We start from the raw sequence: 19,839 nt of genomic DNA, 5'->3' as shown, positions 1-19,839 counted from the left end.
CTTTGCCTCTTTCCCTCACAGCCGCAAGGACAGGGACAGCCCGACGTTGCGACCCGGCTGGGTGTAGGCGTCGCGGACGGCCGATGTGGCGGACATGCCCCGGATGTCGCTCCACCAGCCGTAGGTCTCGTCGAACAGATTGAAGACCCCGACCCGGGCCGTGACCGTGTCGGTGACATTCCAGTATCCGGTCAGGTCGACAAGCTGGAAGGCTTCACCGACGTAACAACCGCTGGCAGGCACGGCATTGAAACAACCCAGACCGTCGGTGTCGCGGCTCTTTTGGGCATCCGACCAGGTCACGATCACCTCGGCTCCGAACCGGCCCCTCGCCTCGTTCCAGGCCAGCCCGCCAACCAGCTTGACCGGATCAATGGTGGGCAGGGCGGTGGTCTGTCCTGCGGTGGTCTGTTCGCCCTGGGCCCACGCCCCGGCCAGGTTGAGGGACCAGCCATTGCTCCAGTCAATCGTCGCCTTCGACTCGAGCCCTGAAACCTCGACATCGGTGAAGTTGACGTACTGATAGATGGCCGGGTTGGCCGGTGTGAAGCCGCCCGAGACCACCAGCTGGCTGATGAAATCCTTGTAGTCCGACTGGAAGGCGACCAGTTGCAGCGCCAGTTTGCCAAAGGCGAAATCTGTGTCGCGGAACCGCAGACCGGCCTCGATCGAACGGCTGGTCTCCGGCTTCAGATCGGGATTGGGCACGGTGACATAGCCGAAGGCGATGTTGGAGAAGCCGTTGTTCACCTGGTTGGGCGTGGGGGCCTTGAAGCCCTCCGACCAGTTGCCGAACAGCTGGAAGGTCTGCGTCGCCTGCCAGACCAGCCCGACCTTGGGCGACAGGCGGCTGCCGTTCTGGTCGGCCCGATCAGCGGCGTAGTTCGGATCGTCGTCGGTCGACAGGTCATAGGCGTCGTAGCGCAGGGCCGGAATCACCCGCAACCGGCCGTCCAGCAGGCTGATCTCGTCCTGAACGAACACCCCCGCCAGAACGTAGTCTGTCACCGGGAAGGGGCTGGTGGGGAAGGTCTCGCCCGTCGGCGGCACGGTGCCGTCGCGGACGCCCTGCTGGCGGGTTTGGGACCAGTCGCCGCCGAAGGTGAACCGGTGCTCCAGCCCGCCCAGCGACAGCGTTTTGCGGGCATCGGCCGCGACGCCGTACACACGGTTGTCGAAGCTGTTGTCCCGCGTCCGGTCGACCGCCGGCGTCCGGTCCTCGAAGGTGAACTGACGCGTCGTCGAGTCCTGCCAGTAGGCCGAGATCTGCGCCCGCTCGAGGCCGAGGACATCCGAGCCGCGCCAGTCGAGACCCAGCCGGTCGCGGGTCGTTTCGTCTAACCCCTCCAGCGCCAGAACGGTCGCGCTCAACCCGCTCAGCACATCGGCGTCCATGGTGGTGTCGTAGTGCTCGCCGGTCAGCCGCAGCGTCTGGCCGGGCGCGACGTCCCAGACGAGCTTGCCCAGAACGGCATTGGACTCGATGTCCTGGGGGTTGGCGGTGGTGCGCAGCGCGCCAGTGACGTCATTGTCGCCGCCCGTCTCGGTCTCCTGCGAGTCCCGGCGGGTGTAGGTCAGCAGGCCCGACAGCGGACCGCTGCGCCCGGCCACAGCGAGGCTCTCGGTCCAGCCCTGATCGGCCGAATTGTAGCCGACTCGCGCCCGCGCCGCGAACGGACGATCACCGGTCAGCAGGTCAACCGGGTCCTTCGTGGTGAAGCTGACCGCGCCGGCGACCCCGTCCGACCCATACAGGGCCGAGGCCGGGCCGCGCAGGATCTCGACCGACTTCATCAGGTCCAGATCCGCATAACCGCCGCGCCCCACCGTCTGGGCCCCGAAGGAAAAACCGTCCGGGCTGCGGACGCCGTCCACCACGATCAGGACGCGGTCGCCGCCCAGACCCCGGATGGTGAAGCCGGCATTGCCGTCCCGGCCCGTCGTGGCCAGCGCCGCGCTGAACCGGGCGGGCTGGCTGGGCACGCTGATGCCCGGCTCATAACGGATCAGATCCTTGATGTCGGTGAACAGCAGCCGCTCGATCTGTTCGTCGGTGAAGACCGTCACCGTGGCCGGGGTCTCGTCCACCCGGCTCTCGCTGCGCGTTGCCACCACGGTCACCGGCGGCAACTGGACCGTCGCGCCCGGATCCGGATCGGTCGCGGCACAGGCAAGGCCGGCGCTCATCAGGGCGGTGGCGGCAGTAGTCAGGGTGAGGAAGGCGCGCATGGATACAGTCTCGCTTGGGGAACTGCGGCTGCCTTAATGCGAACGCGTCTGCGAATCAATCGCAATTGAGACCAAAGACAGGACAGGCCTTAGCCGGCCCGGCCCACCTTGATCTCAGCTGAACAGGAAGTTCATCACGTCGCCGTCCTTGACGACATAGGCCTTGCCCTCGGCGCGCAGCTTGCCGGCCTCACGTGCCTTCGCCTCGCCGCGCAGGGCGACATAGTCCTCGAAGGCGATGGTTTCGGCGCGGATGAAGCCCTTCTCGAAATCGGTGTGGATCACGCCGGCCGCCTGGGGGGCGGTGGCTCCGACCGGGATAGTCCAGGCACGCGCCTCCTTGGGCCCGACGGTGAAATAGGACTGCAGGCCGAGCAGGGTATAGGCCTCGCGGATCAGCCGGTTCAGGCCCGGCTCGGCCAGACCCAGGCTTTCCAGGAACTCGGCCTGTTCGGCGGCGTCCAGCACGGCCAGTTCGGAATCGATCTTGGCCGAGATAACGACGGCATTGGCATTGTCCTCGGCAGCGCGTTTGGCGACGAGGTCCGAGAGCTCATTGCCCTTGTCGGCCGAGGCCTCGTCGACGTTCGAGACGTAGAGGGCGGGCAGGGAGGTCAGCAACTGCAGCATGTGCCAGGCCTTCTCGTCCTCCTTGTCGACCTTGACTACGCGGGCAGGCTTGCCTGCGCGCAGGGGGACCAGGGCGTCGTTGATCAGAACGCAGCGTCTGCTGGGCCTCCTTGTCGCCGCCCTTGGCCTTCTTCTCGACGTTGACGACGCGCTTCTCGAGGCTTTCGAGGTCGGCCAGCATCAGCTCGGTCTCGATGATGTCGAGGTCCGAGATCGGGTCGATGCGGTTCTCGACATGGGTGATGTCGTCATCGACGAAACAGCGGGCCACGAAGGCCACGGCGTCGCAGTCACGGATGTTGGCCAGGAACTGGTTGCCCAGACCCTCACCCTTGGACGCGCCCCGCACCAGACCGGCGATGTCGACGAAGGTGATGCGCGAGGGAATGATCTCTTTCGAGCCCGCGATCTCGGCCAGCTGCTCCAGCCGCGGCTCGGGCACCGCCACATCGCCGGTGTTCGGCTCGATGGTGCAGAACGGATAGTTGGCCGCCTGGGCCGCCGCCGTCTTGGTCAGGGCGTTGAACAAGGTGGACTTGCCGACATTGGGCAGGCCGACGATCGCGACTTTCAGGGCCATCAATCTTCCAGGGGAAACAGGGGTGGCGCGAGACCGGTCCGTGCGACCGGGGACACGCGCGTCAGAGCGCCCGGTTCATGCCCCCGCCACCGGTCCCGGGTCAAGGGATAGCGCCGTCACGCCTGCAGGGTGACCGCCCGCCCCTCGCGCGCCGAGCGATAGATCGCCTCGATGATCCGCATGTCCTTCAGACCCTCCTCGCCCGCCACGATCGGCTCGGCCCCGGTCATCACGCACTGTGACAGGTGGTCCAGCTGGCCCGAGAACTGGTTCACCGCCAGGGCCGGCGGCGTGAGCTCCACCGTCTCGCGCCCGCGCCGCAGCCTCAACCGGTTGCCATTGTAGGCCGTGGCCGGCTCGGCATCGAGCCAGCCGTCCGTGCCCACGACCCTGTAGCGGTTGTGGTTGGACCCATAGGTCGAGACGCAGTTGGCCACGACGCCCGACGGGAACGTCAGCTGGAAGTTGATCGTGTCCTCGACCTCGCGGAAGCGCACGTCCGACCGGTCTGTGCTCTCCACCGCCGAGACCGAGACCGGCTCCTCCCCGGTCAGATAGCGCGCCGCCTGCAGGCTGTAGATGCCGATGTCCATCATCGAGCCCCCGCCCGCCAACGCGCGGTTCAGCCGCCACTGGGTCGGGTCACCGATGTTGAACCCGGTCTCGGCCGTCACGATCCGGGGCCGGCCCAGTTCGCCCTCACGCACGATCCGCATGGCCTCGCGGTTGGCCGGCTCGAAATGGCTGCGATAGCCGATCATCAGCTTGCGCCCGGCTGCGCGGCAGGCGGCGATCATCTCTTCCGCCTCGGCCGCCGTATTGGCCATCGGCTTTTCGCACATCACATGCTTGCCCGCCGCCGCGGCCCTCAGCGTGTACTCATGGTGCATGCCGTTGGGCAGGATCACATAGACGATGTCGACCTCCGGATTGTCCCGGATCGTGTCGAAGGTCTCGTAGCTGTACAGGCCGCTCTCGGGCACGCCGTACTGCGCCGCATAGCGCAGGGCCTTCTCCCGCGACCCGCTGACCAGGGCGGTCACCCGCGAATGGCGGCACTCGGCGAACCGCGGCAGGATGACGTCGGCATACATCCCCAGCCCGACGATCGCATAACCCAGCTTGCGGCCGTCCGCCTGCCCCGCGAAGACCGGACCGGCCCCCGCGCCAAGGGCGGCGACCGCCCCCGCCCCGGACACCAGAAGCTCTCGACGGCTGGAACGGAAGGTCATGGTCTGGATCCCGTGCTGCGGCATGCGGACTGTCAGCAATTGTCCGACCATTGGCAAGCGCGACCGGTGATGCGTCCTGGGGCGTTCCGCTCGCTCAGCGCGCGCCGCTGCCCTGCACCACAAAGACCGGATTGCCGTAGAACCACAGATCCGACCACGGGTCCTCACCCGCCGTGTCAGGCAGCGGCTCGCCCTCGACCCCGTTCGTGCCCCGAACGCGGATGTAGCGATCACCCGCCGAGGCCGGCAGGGTGTGGGTCATGGTCAGGACCTCGCCGTCCACGGTCCAGTCGGCCGCCGTGAAGCGCCTCTCCACCCGGACCGCGGCATGGGAATCCGCGTCCCGCGCCACCGGGGCCTCGGTCACCTCGCCCACGATCAGGTCGATGTGATCAACGGAGGGGGACCGGCCGCCCGCATTCGGGCCCGCGGGGTCACGCACCGTGAGGGTCACCCGCACAGGACCGGCCCCGTCCAGCACCAGTTGCCCGCCCATGCCGGCGCTCCGGTCGCCGGCCGACACCGTGACGTCCAGCTCCGTGACCAGATCGCCCGTGGCGACAAACACCCGGCCCTCTCGCAGGCCATCCAGAATGTCCTCGGACTCCGGGCGGGCCAGGACGCGGGTCTTGGAGTATTCCCCGGGCCAGAAGTCATCCCCGCCCTCGCTCAGATGGGTATGGGAATCCGAGGTCGCGGTGATCCACCAGCGTCGTCCCTCGCCCAGCAGACTATCCCACACCCCGCCCAGCCGTGCGGTCATCTGGTCAAAGCCGCCCATCGTCGGATAGCGGCGATAGATGCCGCGATGGCCCGCCGGGTCCGGGCGGCCGTCCGCGAACAGTCCGTCGGCCTGATGCCCCGGTGCCCCCTCCATGCCGATGGCGACGCGGGGCTCCACCTCGCTCCAATCCCTCAGCTGGGCGGGCCGGACCTGGCCATACACGCCGAGCCCCGTCGCCGAGCGCGAGGGATGGTTGATCACAACGACCGGCCGGGGCGACATCGTGCCCATGTCGCGCAGGGCCTCCAGCATCAGGGCCTCGGACTCGCGTGCGGGATCCGCCGGCCAGGGCTCGCGCCGGCCGTAAGTCCCTTCCAGGTGCAGCAGATCCTCCCGCTCATGGGCCGACTGCGGAATGATCAGGCTGGAATGCTCCGCCCCCGGGGTGTCGAACTCCATGCCGTAGAACAGGATCAGGCCGGGCACCCGCGCCCGGGCCTGCAGCAGTTCGGGATAGGCCTGTTCCGCGTTCACCCGCGAATGCAGCGGCCCGCCATGGTCGGTCGAAACCATCCAGTCGAGGCCGAAGCGGCGCGCCATCTCGGCATTCTGGATGATGGTGTGATTGCCGTCGCCGCCCAGCTGCGGGACCGGGGGCGCGTCGGGGGATGCCGGATCGGGCTCATATCGAGCGCTGAAGCGGCTATGCACGTGATGGTCGCCCGCCAGCCAGCGACGCCCTTCGGTCGACTGGGCCCCGGCCACCATCGGCACGGCGAGCAGCATCAACGCCAGGGCGCATCCGTGGGATTTCATGTGGTCAGGCCCTCGCCATCGAGATCTGCGCGTGACGCAGGATGATCCGTTATCCGACGACAACAAGAGCAACACGCATGACATTCTGGCCTTGGGACGGCGACTATTCGACTGAAACTCCGAGACACTTTCTTGAATTATTTGGGATCCGGCCGCCGTGCCGGCTCGCTCCCGGACATGGGCAGCCGGGATCGGCCGCGGCAAGCCACGCTGGGGCAACGGCACAGCCTGCGGCATCACGACCGCCTTGCGCCGCCCGCGAAGCCGCTCTAATGCGACGCGTTCTCATTCTCAGGACGCGCCGATGTTTCGCACGCTTCTTCTCACGACCGCCGCCCTTGCGGTCCTCGCCGCCCCGGCCACGGCCCAGCAGGTCGAGGCGACCGATCTGGACGAGGTCATCGTCACGGGTTCCCAGGTCCGGCTTTCCGCCCCCTACGCGGGCGGCCAGGTTGCGCGCGGGGCCCGCGCCGGCCTGTTCGGCAACCTGTCGACCCTCGACACCCCCTTCGCGGTTACCGCCTACACCGAGGAACTCGCCCGCAACCAGCAGGCCCGCAGCGTCGCCGACGTGCTCCAGAACGACCCCGCCGTGCGCGTCTCCAAGGGGTTCGGCAACTTCCAGGAGCTGTACGTCATCCGGGGCTTCCCCGTGTACTCCGACGACATGACCTACAACGGCCTGTACGGCATCCTGCCGCGCCAGTTCGTGGCCGCCGAGTTCCTCGAGCGGATCGAGGTCTTCCACGGCGCGACCGCCTTCCTGAACGGCGCGGCCCCCGGCGGCTCCGGCGTCGGCGGAGCCTTTAACCTGACCCCCAAGCGCGCCGGGCGTGAGCCCCTGACACGCGCCACCCTCGGCCTCGAGGGCAGCGGAGAGGTCTATGCCGCCGCCGACGTGTCGCGCCGCTTCGGGCCCGACGCCGACACTGGCCTGCGCCTCAACCTCGCCCGACGCGAAGGCGAGGGGGCGGTCGACGACCAGTCCCGCACCCTGAATGTCATCGGCCTCGGCCTCGACCGGCGCGGCGACCGGGCCCGGTTCTCGGCCGACCTCGGCTGGCAGGATCACCGCATCGACGCCCCGCGCCCGACGGTCACCCCGACCGGGGCCGTCCCCGCCGCCCCCGACGCCTCGGCCAACTTCGCCCAGCCCTGGACCTTCACCGACGAGGAACAGCTGTTCGGCGTCGCCCGCGGCGAGTTCGACCTGTCGCCCGGCGTCTCCGCCTGGGCGGCCTTCGGCGGCCGCAGCGGCACCGAGGCCAATGTGCTCGCCAACCCGACCGCCCAGCCGGACGGCACCACCAGCGCCTACCGCTTTGACAACACGCGCGAGGATACGGTCTGGTCCGGCGACATCGGCGTCCGCGCCAGCCTGACCACCGGCCCCGTCGGCCACCGTCTGGTCGCCTCCGCCTCCCAGGTCCGGTCGAGGTCCGAGAACGCCTACGCCTTCTCCGACTTCGCGGGCTTCGCCTCCAGCCTGTCCAGCCCGGTCGCCGTCGCCCCGCCGGCCCCGACCGCCCTCATCGGCGGCGACCTGAACGATCCGAACGTCACCGAGCGGGTCGAGACCTCCAGCTTCGCCCTCGCCGACATGATGTCCTTCATGGACGGCCGCCTCTTGGTCACCGCCGGGGCCCGCTATCAGGAGATCGAGACCCGCTCCTATGACTACAACACCGGGGCCCCCGCCTCGGGCTACCAGGGCGACGCCGTCACCCCGGCCTTCGCCGTGGTCTACAAGCCGATCGAACAGATCGCCCTCTACGCCAACTATGCCGAGGCCCTGATCCCCGGCCAGACCGCCCCGGCCGTCAGTGGCGGCGTGGCCGTCATCAACGCCGGAGAGGTCCTGTCCCCCTTCCGCGGCGAACAGGCCGAGGTCGGCCTGAAATACGACCTCGGCCGCTTCGGCGGCTCGGTCAGCCTGTTCCGCACCACCCTGCCCTCCGCCTTCGTCGAGAACGGCCGCTTCGGCACCAATGGCGAGCAGCGTAATCAGGGTCTGGAGATCGCCTTCTTCGGCGAGCCGCGCGACGGCCTGCGCCTGCTGGGCGGCTGGACCGTTCTGGACGCCGAGCTGACCCGCACCGCCGGCGGGGCCCTCGACGGCCGCGCCCCCATCGGCGCGCCCGAGCTCCAGGGCAATGTCAATGTCGAGTGGGACGTGCCCCAACTCCCCGGCCTGACCCTTGAGGGCCGCCTCGTCTACACGGGCGAGCAGGCCGTCGACGCCGCCAACACCGTCGACCTCGACGCCTGGACCCGCCTCGACGCCGGCGTCCGCTATGCCTTCCAGGCCTCGGGCCGCCCCCTCACCCTGCGCGCCCGGGTCGAGAACCTGGCGGACGAGGACCAGTGGGTCGCCGTCGGCGGCTATCCGGGGGCCAACTACCTGACCCTCGGCGCTCCCCGCACCCTGTCATTCCAGATCTCGGCGGAGTTCTGATCCGGTGAGGCCCGGCACGATCCGCGCCTGGTCCTGGACGCACAGATGGTCGAGCCTCGTCTCGACCCTGTTCCTGCTGATGCTGTGCCTCACCGGCCTGCCGCTGATCTTTTCGCATGAGCTGAACGAGGTCCTGCTGGACGAGCCGTGGTCGGCCGCCGCCCCCGACGGCCCGCCGCTCAGCCTCGACGCCGTCCTCGCCACGGCGCTGGACCGCGCCCCCGGCGAGGTCCCCGCCTTCATGAGCTTCGACGAGGACCGGCCGGTGGTGAACGTCACCTCCCGCGTCCCCGACGCCCCCGCCGGCCAGTACACCTTCCAGCCCATCGACCGGACCTCAGGCGACCCCGCCCCCCCGGTCGCCGGCCATCCGCTGGTGGAGTTCCTGCTCCAGCTCCACACCGACCTGTTCCTCGGTCTCGGCGGCATGCTGTTCCTCGGCCTCATGGGACTGATGCTGGTCGTGGCCGTGGTCTCGGGCGTCGTCCTCTACGCCCCCTTCATGCGCCGCCTGCCGTTCGGCACCCTGCGGATCGAGAAGGCCCCGCGCACCCGCTGGCTGGACTGGCACAATCTGCTGGGCATCGTGACCGCCGCCTGGGTCCTGGTCGTGGGCCTCACGGGCGTGGTCAACACCCTGTCCGTCCCCATCCTGGCGCTGTGGAAGGCCGAGGCCCTGGCCGGCCTCACCGCCGCCACCGCGGACGCCGCGCCCGTGCCCGTCGCCGAACGCGCCTCCCTCGACGCCGCCGTCGCCCGCGCGCGTCAGGCCCTGCCCGGCATGCAGCTCCAGTTCGTGGCCTTCCCGGGCACGGAGTACACCACCGACCACCACTATGCCGTCTTCTTCCACGGCGACACGCCGCTGACGACCCATCTGATCACCCCGGCCCTGATCGATGTCCGCACCGGAGACCTCGCCGCCGTCGCCCCGGCGCCCTGGTATGTGAAGACCCTGACCCTGTCCCAGCCCCTGCATTTCGGCGACTACGGCGGCATGGGCCTCAAGATCGTCTGGGCCCTGCTGGACCTCGCCCTGATCGTGATCCTGCTCTCTGGCCTCTACCTGTGGCTCGCGAAAAGAGGCCGCCGGTGAACAGCCACCACAGCCTCTGGATCACCTTCCGCTGGCCCCTCCTCCTCGCCGCCCTCACCCTCACCGGCCTGATCGGTGCCCTGCTGGCCGACGGGGTCTGGGACGGACTGGGCGCCGCCCTGATCGCGACGGCGGTGGCGGCCATGGTGGGGGCGCGGGCGCGGGCGGCCCGGCGGCCCCATCAGCCGTAGACGATCCAGCCCGCCGTCAGGTCGTCCATATCGACCCCGACCAGCACCATCTGGCCGCCGCCGGTCATGTCGATGACCGTGTCGGCCCCCGACTGGTAAACGGTATAGGTCGTGCCGGCATCGAGCAGGACGCGGTCGCCCTCCCCCACTTTGAAGTCCAGCACCCGATCCAGGTTGGCCTGGCCATTGGTATGGAAGATGTCCGCGCCCGAGCCGCCGGTCAGGGTGTCGTTGCCCCGGTCGCCCGACAGCCAGTCATTGCCGGCGTCGCCGTACACCAAGTCATCGCCCTGGCCCCCCCGCACGATGTCCGCGCCGTCGCCGCCCACGCAGAGGTCGTCGGCCTTGCTGCCGTTGACGATGTCGTCGCCCACCTGGCCGTAGAGCATGTCATTGCCCTGACCGCCGACGACCCAGTCATTGCCCCCGCCGCCAATAACGGTGTCCTCGCCCTGGTTGCCGTGCATGTTATCAAAGCCGTCGCCGCCGACCATGTAGTCGTTACCGGCCTCGCCGCGCATGAAGGTCTGCGAAAACCTGGAGGCGAAGATCTGGTCATTGCCATCGCCGCCAAAGAGCGAGTCAAACGTCTGGGCCGGGTTGAGGCCCCCGTCGCCGCCTCTGATGACGTCGTCGCCGCCATAGCCCCGGATCAGGTCGGTGCCAGAGCCTCCGTATAGACTCTGGTTTCCGGCGAACAGGGTCCGGAGCGCTGTGTCATTGGCATTGGTCGCGACCCAGACCCCGAACGCGGCGACCGAAAGTCCCGCTACGTTGATTTCGGCGTCGACGCCGGCTTGAACGTAGAGGAGGTTGGTCAGGGTCCCGCCCGTCAACTGGGCATTGGCATCATAGGTGAAGCCGGTGCCGGTGAGCTGGGCGGCACCGAAAGGGCCCTCAAGCACGAGGCCGGTCGCATCGTTGCGGGTGATCTCGGTGCCCTGCAGCGACCTCAGCTGCACCGCATCCATGTTGCCACGGACCCCGCCCCACAGCAGCCCGCTAGGCTGCGCCGGCGCGGCGGGCGGTTGTAGCTCCGGGTTGGGGGCGAAGGTCATCGCCGGGGTCGCGACGATCTGGCTCGCGGTGATGGTCGGCGCGGTTAGGACACCGCCGACGTAGGACCCACTCAGACTGACCCAAGTGTCGGCGGTGCCGTTGTCCTGCTTGCTGTCGGCAAAGACGACCAACTTGCCGGCGACCGGTGCGGCGACGAAGTCGATCACGCCGCCCGCGATCAGCGCGTCGGCGGCCGCCTTGGCCTGCTGTATGGAGACGCTGGCAGCCAGGACCGCGAAGTTGGAGGCTGTGCCGGCAGCGGGCCCGAACGACAGGCTGTCTTCAGCTGACCAATCCCCGATACTGTCCATGAAGAAGTCTAGGCTTGGGTGATAGGACTGCGGCGGCTGGATGATGAACAGGTCGTGGCCTTCACCCCCCGTCAGCACGTCACTGTCGGTACCGCCGATCAGAGTATCGTTGCCGGCACCTCCGACGAGGCGGTCGGCCTTGAACGTGCCGATCATCAGATCCCGACCCGCGCTGCCCTGCTGCGGGTTGTCAAAGGAACCTTCGCGATAGGAACCGCCGACCATCAGGCGGCTTCCGTCTTCGAACGTGACGGTTCCCTGATTGTAGTTGAGCCCCGGTCCGAATATCACCGTCAGTCCGGTCAGCTCCGAGGTGATGGATGTGCTCCCGGTGCTCTCGTCGAAGCCCAACCTGATGTTGGAGGTCGAGGTGCCGGGCGTGGAAAACGTCAGCTGATGGTGGCGTGGATCGAAGCCGAGCGCTTGCGCGGCACTGATCGTCTCGAACGTATAGGTCGCCATTCATTCCCCCGACGCCGAAGCCCGATCCCGCCCTCCGCGAAATGCTGTCAGCTCCAGTGCGTAATCTTCGCGTGATGCCCTGCCAGGTCAGGAACTGACCCGGTTCGAGACTCGCTTCAAACCTCTGCAGGTTGTGGGCCACGACGAAAAAAACGCCCCGGCCCGCAGCTCCCCTCTCCATGGGGAGAGGGCTTGAGCACACGGCGGCGCAGCCGTCGTCCTTGTGCGAAAGGATGAGTGACCTGCACTAACCGGTGAGGGCACAACCCCTTACCCTTTCGGCTGGCGCATCGCTGCGCTCCGCGAGCCTCAAGCCCTCTCCCTCTGGGTGAGGGACCCCCCCCCCCCCCCCCCCCGCACACGCCGAACCTCCAACGACCGCCCTTATCATCAGCTTGACGGATCATCTTTACAGCTGATAATCTTGCCGAACCCATCCCGGACAGGACGTCATGGCCAACATCAACACGCTGAACGCCGCCAACTGCGCCTTCGTCTTCATCGATCATCAGCCCTACGTCGCCTTCCCGGTCCGTTCGATCGACCCCACGGTCCTGATCCAGAACGTCACCGGCCTCGCCCGCTGCGGCCGGGCGCTGGGCATACCGACGCTGCTGACCACCATCGGGGCCGAGGGCGGGCCGCTTGTGGATCCCCTGTTCCAGCAGCTGGCCGCCGTCTATCCGGACCTCACCCCCGTCGACCGGCACAACACCAATGCCATGAGCGACCCCGCCTTCGTGACGGCCCTCGCCGCCATGGACCGGCGCAGGATCGTCGTCAGCGGACTGTGGACCGAGGTCTGCCTCGCCCAGACCGTCATCAGCATGCTGGCCCATGGCTATGAGGTCTTCTTCGTCGCCGACTGTTCCGGTGGCCTGAGCCTCGAGGCGCATGAGGAGGCCAAGCGCCGCATGACCCAGGCGGGGGCCATCCCCATGACCTGGCTGGCGGTGGTGTCCGAGATCGCCCCCGACTTCACCACGCCCGAGTTCCAGTCCCTGCTGGCCCCGACCGCAGACCATGGTCAGGCCCTGGCCTTCAACGTCCAGTATTCAATGGCCCAGTACGCCCGGCTGCAGGCCGGTGCCTGACGGCGCAGGAACGCGCCTCCCCGCTTGCCAAGCCGGGGGCCCCATCGTTAGGTCGGCCGGTGATCGATCATGTCTCGCCGACGGACTGGACCGGCTATCTGCTGAACGTCGTGGCCGCCCGGCTGCGGGACGCCACGGCTGTGGCCCTGTCGCCGTGGAACCTCAGCCCGCGTGATCTGGGCGTCCTGACCACCCTCGCCTCCGGCTCCGGCCTCAGCCAGATCGCGCTGGGCCGACTGATCGGAATGGACCGGTCCAGCATGGTCCAGCTGGCCGACCGGCTGGAAGCCCAGGGCTGGATCCAGCGACGCCCGGACCCCGCCGACCGTCGGGTCAACCTGCTGGTCCTGTCCGAAAGCGGTGCCGATCGACTGGCCGCCGCCGCCGCCGCCGCCCGCGCGGCCGAGACCGCCTGCCTCACCGCCCTGTCCCCCGACCAGATCGACACCCTGCGCACCCTGCTTCGCCAGGTCGTGACCGGCTGACCCGCCTCCGATCCGGCCTGACCGTCGAGCCGGCTACGTGACGATGCCCCTCTCCCGGCGGGAGAGGGGATTGCCCAATCGCCAATCTCCACCCCCCCTACAACGGCTTCAACCGCGCCTCCTGGTCCCAGAAGGCCCTCCACCAGCCGCCCCTCTGGCCGCGCTGGAAGTCGGCCTCGGCGACCTCGGGGCCCAGCACCCGGGCGCGCCAGTGATAGGCGGCCAGGCTCAGGGGGCCGCTGACCGCATGGGCCTCCTGTGACAGCATCGCCTCGGCCAGCCGCTGCGCCTCGCGCCAGCAAACGGCCTCCAGCCGCGCGGTCTCGGCCGCGCGCCAGGCCCGCTGGGCCTCGATCGAGGGTTCCGGCCGGGGCGGCGGGGGCGCGGCGCGGACGGCGCGGACCAGGCCGTTGGCGGTGGCGACGAGGGCCTGCATCTCCTCCAGCCGCCCCTCATGGGCGAGGCGGCCGATGCGCTCGACCAGAAGGCTCAGCGTATGGGCCGGATGGGCATTGTGTTTCAGGGCGGCGGCATGCTGGGTGCGGGTCCAGCCCTTGCGCGCCGCGCGCTTCCTGAGGCCGTTCACGGTCAGGTTCAGCCGCGCCGCGATCGAGGCCGCCGCCTCGCCGCGCAGATAGGCTTCCTGGGCCAGGGTCCAGACTTCAGGACCGGCGAAATAGCGGACGCGGGGCTGGGTCATGCCGCCCGGTCTACCACCCTCGTACGTCAGAATCGGTCGTACGGGTCATGTTGAAGTTGAAGTTTGAGGGTGTCCCCGAACCGTCCCCGGCTGCCCCCGCCCTGTCCCCGGAACAGGGACAAATCCCGCGGGGACAAATCGTGACTTCCGATCCCTGCAGGTCGCCCCGGTCGCGGCCCTTTCCCGCCGGAAATACGGCCAAGGTTAACTCGACCTCATGACAGCCCTTTAAGTTGAAGACCGCCGTTCGCCGGGTCTAGATCGGCGCGGCTTCGGGGCACAGGGCTCCGACGCGCTTTCCCCCCAACACGCTCCGGCTGACCGGCGCGCGGCCCCCGCCGTGCGCCCGGCGGAGCCCTGTCCAGCCCTCCAGAGGAGACCTTTAATGATCCACCACCTGTCCGTCGCTGCCCGCGATCCGAAAGCGGTCGCCGACTTTTTCGCCGAACTGATCGACGGCGTCAGCGTCGACTTCCCGCCCAACCCCGGCAGCTTCATGGTGTTCAAGGCCGACGGCCACGGCACCGCGATCGAGATCTATCCCGCCGGCTCCGTCATGGCCCCCAACGGCGATCCCGGGGCGGTCTTCCTGACCCGCCCGACCGAGGTCGTCGAACGGACCCCGACCCATTTCGCCATCAGCGTCGACCGCGACGCTGCGGCGATCCGGAAGATGGCCGAGGCCCACGGCTGGGACTGTTTCGTCTGCGACCGGGGCGGCCATTTCCACGTGGTCGAGGTCTGGATCGAGAACGCCTGGCTGGTCGAGGCCCTGCCCCCCGCCTTCGCCGCCGAATACCTCGACTTCGCCAATGCCGTCAGCCGCATGGGCGATCCCACGACGGCCCTCGAGGACCACGCGCCTCAGGCGCGGACGCTCGAGCGGGTCTAGTTCATGCAGGGAGCCAGTCGTTCCAGCGGAGCGCCTGGCTCGCCTTCATCCGGTCGACACCGGCAGCCCCCGGCACAGCCTATAGATCCTCCGGCGTCAGCCCCGTGTGGCGGGCCATGCGCGCCAGCATCTTCGGCCCGACCTCATCGCCGTCATGGAAGGCGAACACGACATCGGGCCAGCCGTCGCGGGCGAGCACCCTGTGTGACCCGGATTGCCGCCTGATCGTCCAGCCCAGTTTCAACAAGGCGGCCAGCAGGCGTCGCGCCTTGACCGATGGCCATGGGCTCAGGCCGCCGCGAACCACTGGTCAAGCTCGGGGGTGCGCTCGCCCTGCTCCAGCCGTTCGGCGATGACCCGCAGCGCAAGGGTCTGGACCCGGTTGACCGCCTCGTCCCGCGTCACTCCGTACGCCATCACCCCGGGCAGCGCCGGAGCCTCGGCCAGCCAGCGCCCGTCCTCTTCCTGCTCGACCTCGATGCGCATCGATCGCTCCATCCCTGTCGCCAGTGGGGCCGCCAGTATGGGCCGCCCGCCTCAGTCGTCAATCACGCGACCGGCCGTGCAGCCGGTCCAACCCTTCGCTCCCCCTTTCGTCATTCCGGGCGCAGCGAAGCGAAGACCCGGAACAGGGCGGCGCCGGAGCGAAGCGCAGGCGATGGTTCGGCAACGGTGTCCGTAACAGCTTCGCGCTCCCGCGCGCCGCCTTGTTCCGGGTCTGCGAGGCTTCGCCTCTCCGCCCGAAATGACGAAAGAAAGAAAAAGGGCCGCCCCCTCGCGGAAGCGACCCCAATCCCTAATCCCCAATCCCGCGGATCAGCTGTCCAGGAAGCTCCGCAGCTTCCGCGACCGGCTAGGATGCTTCAGCTTGCGCAGCGCCTTGGCCTCGATCTGGCGGATCCGCTCGCGGGTCACGCTGAACTGCTGACCCACCTCTTCCAGGGTGTGGTCGGTGTTCATGCCAATGCCGAAGCGCATGCGCAGCACCCGCTCCTCGCGCGGCGTCAGCGACGCCAGCACGCGCGTGGTGGTCTCGCGCAGGTTGGACTGGATGGCCGCGTCGATCGGCAGGATGGCGTTCTTGTCCTCGATGAAGTCGCCCAGGTGCGAATCCTCCTCGTCGCCGATGGGCGTCTCGAGGCTGATGGGCTCCTTGGCGATCTTCAGGACCTTGCGCACCTTCTCCAGCGGCATGGCCAGCTTCTCGGCCAACTCTTCCGGGGTCGGCTCGCGGCCGATCTCGTGCAGCATCTGGCGTGATGTCCGCACGATCTTGTTGATCGTCTCGATCATGTGGACCGGGATGCGGATGGTTCGCGCCTGGTCGGCGATCGAGCGCGTGATCGCCTGCCGAATCCACCAGGTGGCATAAGTCGAGAACTTGTAGCCGCGGCGGTACTCGAACTTGTCGACCGCCTTCATCAGACCGATGTTGCCCTCCTGGATCAGGTCCAGGAACTGCAGGCCGCGGTTGGTGTATTTCTTGGCGATGGAGATCACGAGGCGCAGGTTGGCCTCGACCATTTCCTTCTTGGCCTGACGGGCCTCGCGCTCGCCCTTCTGGACCGTCTGGACGATGCGGCGATAGTCGTCGATCGGCAGGCCGGCCTCGACCGCCACGGCGGCGACGTCGTTCCTGATGGTGGCGATCTGGGTCGCCTCATTGTCGCTGAACTTGGTCCAGCGCACGCCCATGTCCTTGACCCGGGTCGACCAGGTCGGGTCCAGCTCGGCGGTGAAATAGGCCTTCAGGAATTCGGGGCGCGAAATGCCGTAGCTGTCGGCCAGGCGCAGCAGCCGGCCTTCCAGACCGATCAGCCGCTTGTTGATCGCATACAGCTGCTCGACCAGGGCCTCGATACGGTTGTTGTTCAGCTTCAGCGTCTTCAGCCGGCCCGAGATGGCCGCCGACAATGTGTCATAGGCCTTGCGGTCCTTGGCCGACAGGTCCTCGCCCTTCAGCCGGGTCTCGACCAGCTTTTCCTGCAACTTGCGGAAGCCGTCGAAGTCCGAGGCGATACCGTCGAGGGTCTCCATGACGCCGTCGCGCAGCTCGGCTTCCAGCGCCGAGATGGACATGCCGCCGCCGTCGTCGAAGTCTTCGTCCTCCTCATCCTGCTCGGCTTTTTCCGCCTCGGCCGCAGCGTCAGAACCGGGCTCCGGCTCGGGCTTGGGCGGCAGGGGCTGGCCGGGGATCGGCTGCTGCGGCTGGTTGTGCGGCAGGGACGACGGGTTCAGCACGCCGTAGGTGGCGTCCAGATCGATGACCTCGCGCAGCAGGATGCGGTTGTTGGCCAGTTCGTCGCGCCACACCATGATGGCCTCGAACGTCAGGGCGCTCTCGCACAGGCCCGAGATCATCGCATCGCGCCCGGCCTCGATCCGCTTGGCGATCGCGATCTCGCCCTCGCGGCTGAGCAGCTCGACGCTCCCCATCTCCCGCAAGTACATCCGCACCGGATCATCCGTCCGGTCATAGGTTGGCTTGGCATCGCCCTCGGTGACCGAGGTCTCGGCCTTCTCGGCCAGTTCCCCGCCGGTCGTCTCGGCCGCGTCCTCCTCGGCCTCCACAACATTGACGCCCATCTCGCTGAGCATCGCCAGCGTGTCTTCGATGGCGTCGGGCGTGACTTCTTCCGAAGGCAGAACCTTGTTCAGCTCCTCCATCGTCACATAGCCACGCGCCTTGGCCTGTTTGATGAACTTCTTGACCCCCGCATCCGTCAGATCCAGCAACGGACCATCCGATTGAACTTCGGGTTCCTGGGTCTCGGCGTTCTGAGCGCTCATGAAGTCTATGTCTCCGGCCGACGAGGCGAACAGGCCCCCCGGCAAAAATGCAACATCCGTTCCAAAACAGAACGCGCCCGAGACCGGTTCGTTACGAAACCGTCTCGTCGTCCCAAATCGTCCCGGTCCTGATGGCTCGTCGCAATGCATCGCGCTCCGCCTTCAGGCGACTGAAGGCAGAGGCATCGAAGGCATGGTCCGCCCCCGACTTCGCTGACGCCAGCGCCGCGTCCAGGCCCGCAGCGCGGGTCAGGGCGTCGAAGCCTTGCGACCACCGGACCCTTGCCTCGGCGAGGGGCGCATTCGCGGCCAGGAAAGGCGCGCCGGACTTTGCCGCCGCCTTCTCGACCTCGCGCACTAAAGCGTCGTGTCCGGAAGTGGCGAAATGGCGACGCAGGGCCGCGCTGTCAAGCGTCTGGCCTGCAAAGCGCAGACGCACCAGTTCCTGCGCCAGCCCATCGAGGGCGGGATCCCCGAACCCGTGGGACGAGATCGCTTCCAGATGATCATCCATCCGTTCCGGATCTTCGATGGCCCCGTGGGCAAGGGCCGCCGCGATCGGCTCAATTGATCGGCTCAAGGCCTGCATCGCCTCGGCCCCTTCGGCGGTCTGCCCCAGCTTGGGTGGAGCCCCCGGCTTCCAGCGCCCGCCGGACGGCCCGCGCGCCATGGGAGGGCGTGTAGACGGGAACAGGGCATCGAACCGCTCGAACAGCTCGCGCCGATACTGCTCGGCCAGATCCTTGTCCTGGATCGCCGCCGCCGCCTGGCGCAACCGGCCTTTCAGCCCCGCCCGGCGTTCCGGCGTGTCCAGCGGTTCGACCTCGACCTCGCGACGGAAAAGCATCTCGGCGAAAGGACGGGTCTCGGCCATGGCCTGTCTCAGGGCCGGTGCCCCCCTCTCCCTCAGAATATCGTCCGGATCCTGCCCGCCTTCCAGCAGCGCGAAGCGGAAGGACCGACCGGGTTTCAGCAGCGGCAGCGCCCGCTCGATTGCACGCCACGCCGCCCGTTGCCCGGCACCATCCCCGTCGAAGCAAAGCGCCGGTTCCGAGGACACCCGCCACAGCAGCGCCATCTGGTCCTCGGTCAGGGCTGTGCCCATCGGTGCCACCGCAGGCAGCCCCGCCCTCTGGCAGGCGATGACATCCATATAGCCCTCGACCACGATCACCGACTGGGTCGATTTCGATTCTGCGCCCAGGATCCGCCGCGCCTCGGGCAGGCCGTAAAGCGTGGCTCCCTTGTGAAACAGGGGGCTTTCGGGCCCGTTGAGATATTTGGCCCGGTCATCCGGATTCATGGCCCGGCCGCCGAAACTCACCAGCCGTCCGCGGGCATCGAGGATCGGGAACATCAGCCGGTCGCGGAACCGGTCATAGGGGTTGCCGCCCCCTTCGGGGGCGATCAGCAGGCCCGCTTCGACCAGATCACCGGGACGCGCGCCCCGCTGCACCAGCGCTGCTTTCAGGCCCTCGCGGTCGTTGGGTGCGTAGCCGAGACCGAAGCGGTCCCACTGATCCTCCGGCAGGCTACGCTTTTCCAGATAGTCGCGCGCGGCCTTGCCTGCGGACCGACGCAGATTGGCTGCAAACCACTTCTGCGCCAGGTCCATCCAGTCTGACAGACCCTGCTTGCGGGCCTCGCGCTCGGCCGCCTGCGGGTCCTCGGCCGGCATCTGCATGCCCGCCTCGGCCGCCAGCCGTTCGACCGCCTCGGGAAAGGACAGGCGTTCGGTCTCCTGCAGGAAAGAGATCACATCGCCGTGCTTCCCTGACGAGAAGTCATGGAAGAAGCCCTTGTCGTCATTGACGAAAAACGACGGCGACTTCTCCTTGGTGAAGGGGCTGAGACCGACCCACTCCCTTCCCTGACGCTTGAGCTTCACCGACCGCCCGATCACATCGGACGGACGAAGGCGGGCCTTCAGTTCCTCAAGGAAGCGATCATCAAAACGCACCCGGCCTTATAGCGCGTGGCGACGCGGCGCGGGCATTAACGACCGGTTAACCAAGATGGCGGCGGCAGGGCAATAACCCAATGATTTAAATGACATTTTTTCGACGGATTGCGGAACTATCCACAGCAGACAT

Annotated in this window: 15 protein-coding genes and 1 pseudogene; 6 read left to right on the top strand and 10 right to left on the bottom strand. The window is 68.0% G+C overall.

Going from position 1 to position 19,839, the window contains the following annotated elements:
• Positions 1–15: 15 nt before the first annotated feature.
• From SJY26_RS07840 to SJY26_RS07825, 4 genes and pseudogenes are all read right to left on the bottom strand, one after another.
• Complete coding sequence (locus tag SJY26_RS07840) at positions 16–2,229, bottom strand: TonB-dependent hemoglobin/transferrin/lactoferrin family receptor (protein ID WP_396595575.1); 2,214 nt, start codon at positions 2,227–2,229, stop codon at positions 16–18.
• A gap of 114 nt (positions 2,230–2,343) precedes the next feature.
• Positions 2,344–3,439 (bottom strand): annotated as a pseudogene (gene ychF / locus SJY26_RS07835) (redox-regulated ATPase YchF).
• Between the two features lie 116 nt (positions 3,440–3,555).
• The gene (locus SJY26_RS07830; protein ID WP_396595574.1) at positions 3,556–4,671 is read right to left on the bottom strand and encodes a Gfo/Idh/MocA family protein; all 1,116 of its coding nucleotides are present in this window, start codon (positions 4,669–4,671) and stop codon (positions 3,556–3,558) included.
• A gap of 94 nt (positions 4,672–4,765) precedes the next feature.
• Positions 4,766–6,211 (bottom strand): phosphoesterase, encoded by a 1,446-nt coding sequence (locus SJY26_RS07825; protein ID WP_396595573.1) that lies wholly within the window; start codon positions 6,209–6,211, stop codon positions 4,766–4,768.
• Positions 6,212–6,515: 304 nt separating this feature from the next.
• Here SJY26_RS07825 and SJY26_RS07820 point away from each other — a divergent pair, with 304 nt between their 5' ends.
• Genes SJY26_RS07820 through SJY26_RS07810 form a run of 3 tightly spaced genes read left to right on the top strand, consistent with a single transcriptional unit; the run spans position 6,516 to position 9,953 of the window.
• Positions 6,516–8,666 carry a TonB-dependent receptor gene (locus SJY26_RS07820; protein ID WP_396595572.1) on the top strand — a complete coding sequence of 717 codons (2,151 nt, stop codon included), beginning with the start codon at positions 6,516–6,518 and terminating at the stop codon, positions 8,664–8,666.
• Between the two features lie 4 nt (positions 8,667–8,670).
• Positions 8,671–9,762, top strand: coding sequence for a PepSY-associated TM helix domain-containing protein (locus SJY26_RS07815; RefSeq protein WP_396595571.1), 1,092 nt, complete (start codon positions 8,671–8,673; stop codon positions 9,760–9,762).
• On the top strand, positions 9,759–9,953 hold the full coding sequence (locus SJY26_RS07810) for a hypothetical protein (RefSeq protein ID WP_396595570.1): 195 nt from the start codon (positions 9,759–9,761) through the stop codon (positions 9,951–9,953). The genes SJY26_RS07815 and SJY26_RS07810 overlap by 4 nt, the downstream gene beginning before the upstream one ends.
• Here the strand turns inward: SJY26_RS07810 and SJY26_RS07805 are convergent.
• Complete coding sequence (locus SJY26_RS07805; RefSeq protein ID WP_396595569.1) at positions 9,944–11,785, bottom strand: calcium-binding protein; 1,842 nt, start codon at positions 11,783–11,785, stop codon at positions 9,944–9,946. The two genes, SJY26_RS07810 and SJY26_RS07805, sit on opposite strands and share 10 nt — an antisense overlap.
• A gap of 452 nt (positions 11,786–12,237) precedes the next feature.
• On the opposite strand from SJY26_RS07805, the gene SJY26_RS07800 reads away from it, so the two are divergent.
• Complete coding sequence (locus SJY26_RS07800; RefSeq protein WP_396595568.1) at positions 12,238–12,879, top strand: isochorismatase family protein; 642 nt, start codon at positions 12,238–12,240, stop codon at positions 12,877–12,879.
• Between the two features lie 59 nt (positions 12,880–12,938).
• Positions 12,939–13,364 (top strand): MarR family winged helix-turn-helix transcriptional regulator, encoded by a 426-nt coding sequence (locus SJY26_RS07795; protein ID WP_396595567.1) that lies wholly within the window; start codon positions 12,939–12,941, stop codon positions 13,362–13,364.
• A 97-nt stretch (positions 13,365–13,461) separates the two neighbouring features.
• On the opposite strand, the gene SJY26_RS07790 is transcribed toward SJY26_RS07795, so the two are convergent.
• Positions 13,462–14,064 (bottom strand): hypothetical protein, encoded by a 603-nt coding sequence (locus SJY26_RS07790; RefSeq protein WP_396595566.1) that lies wholly within the window; start codon positions 14,062–14,064, stop codon positions 13,462–13,464.
• A gap of 385 nt (positions 14,065–14,449) precedes the next feature.
• Here SJY26_RS07790 and SJY26_RS07785 point away from each other — a divergent pair, with 385 nt between their 5' ends.
• Positions 14,450–14,956, top strand: a complete 507-nt coding sequence (locus tag SJY26_RS07785) for a VOC family protein (protein ID WP_396595565.1) — start codon at positions 14,450–14,452, stop codon at positions 14,954–14,956.
• 79 nt (positions 14,957–15,035) lie between these two features.
• Here SJY26_RS07785 and SJY26_RS07780 read toward each other — a convergent pair whose 3' ends face one another.
• From SJY26_RS07780 to dnaG, 4 genes are all read right to left on the bottom strand, one after another.
• A complete protein-coding gene (locus tag SJY26_RS07780; protein WP_396595564.1) occupies positions 15,036–15,263 on the bottom strand; it encodes a type II toxin-antitoxin system HicA family toxin in 228 nt (75 codons plus the stop codon).
• The gene (locus SJY26_RS07775) at positions 15,245–15,454 is read right to left on the bottom strand and encodes a type II toxin-antitoxin system HicB family antitoxin (protein WP_396595563.1); all 210 of its coding nucleotides are present in this window, start codon (positions 15,452–15,454) and stop codon (positions 15,245–15,247) included. The genes SJY26_RS07780 and SJY26_RS07775 overlap by 19 nt, the downstream gene beginning before the upstream one ends.
• A gap of 318 nt (positions 15,455–15,772) precedes the next feature.
• Positions 15,773–17,746, bottom strand: coding sequence for an RNA polymerase sigma factor RpoD (rpoD, locus tag SJY26_RS07770; protein WP_396595562.1), 1,974 nt, complete (start codon positions 17,744–17,746; stop codon positions 15,773–15,775).
• 91 nt (positions 17,747–17,837) lie between these two features.
• On the bottom strand, positions 17,838–19,706 hold the full coding sequence (dnaG, locus tag SJY26_RS07765; RefSeq protein ID WP_396595561.1) for a DNA primase: 1,869 nt from the start codon (positions 19,704–19,706) through the stop codon (positions 17,838–17,840).
• Positions 19,707–19,839: the final 133 nt, after the last annotated feature.

This window comes from Brevundimonas sp. R86498 (assembly GCF_044598075.1).
In the GTDB taxonomy this organism is placed as follows: domain Bacteria; phylum Pseudomonadota; class Alphaproteobacteria; order Caulobacterales; family Caulobacteraceae; genus Brevundimonas.
Note: the sequence above shows the minus strand (reverse complement) of the source record. Positions and strands in the feature narration are given on the sequence as shown.

Coding starts and splice junctions, on each gene's coding strand:
- SJY26_RS07840 (WP_396595575.1), bottom strand. CDS start 2,229: ATGCGCGCCTTCCTCACCCTGACTACTGCCGCCACCGCCCTGATGAGC.
- SJY26_RS07830 (WP_396595574.1), bottom strand. CDS start 4,671: ATGACCTTCCGTTCCAGCCGTCGAGAGCTTCTGGTGTCCGGGGCGGGG.
- SJY26_RS07825 (WP_396595573.1), bottom strand. CDS start 6,211: ATGAAATCCCACGGATGCGCCCTGGCGTTGATGCTGCTCGCCGTGCCG.
- SJY26_RS07820 (WP_396595572.1), top strand. CDS start 6,516: ATGTTTCGCACGCTTCTTCTCACGACCGCCGCCCTTGCGGTCCTCGCC.
- SJY26_RS07805 (WP_396595569.1), bottom strand. CDS start 11,785: ATGGCGACCTATACGTTCGAGACGATCAGTGCCGCGCAAGCGCTCGGC.
- SJY26_RS07800 (WP_396595568.1), top strand. CDS start 12,238: ATGGCCAACATCAACACGCTGAACGCCGCCAACTGCGCCTTCGTCTTC.
- SJY26_RS07790 (WP_396595566.1), bottom strand. CDS start 14,064: ATGACCCAGCCCCGCGTCCGCTATTTCGCCGGTCCTGAAGTCTGGACC.
- SJY26_RS07785 (WP_396595565.1), top strand. CDS start 14,450: ATGATCCACCACCTGTCCGTCGCTGCCCGCGATCCGAAAGCGGTCGCC.
- SJY26_RS07775 (WP_396595563.1), bottom strand. CDS start 15,454: ATGGAGCGATCGATGCGCATCGAGGTCGAGCAGGAAGAGGACGGGCGC.
- rpoD (WP_396595562.1), bottom strand. CDS start 17,746: ATGAGCGCTCAGAACGCCGAGACCCAGGAACCCGAAGTTCAATCGGAT.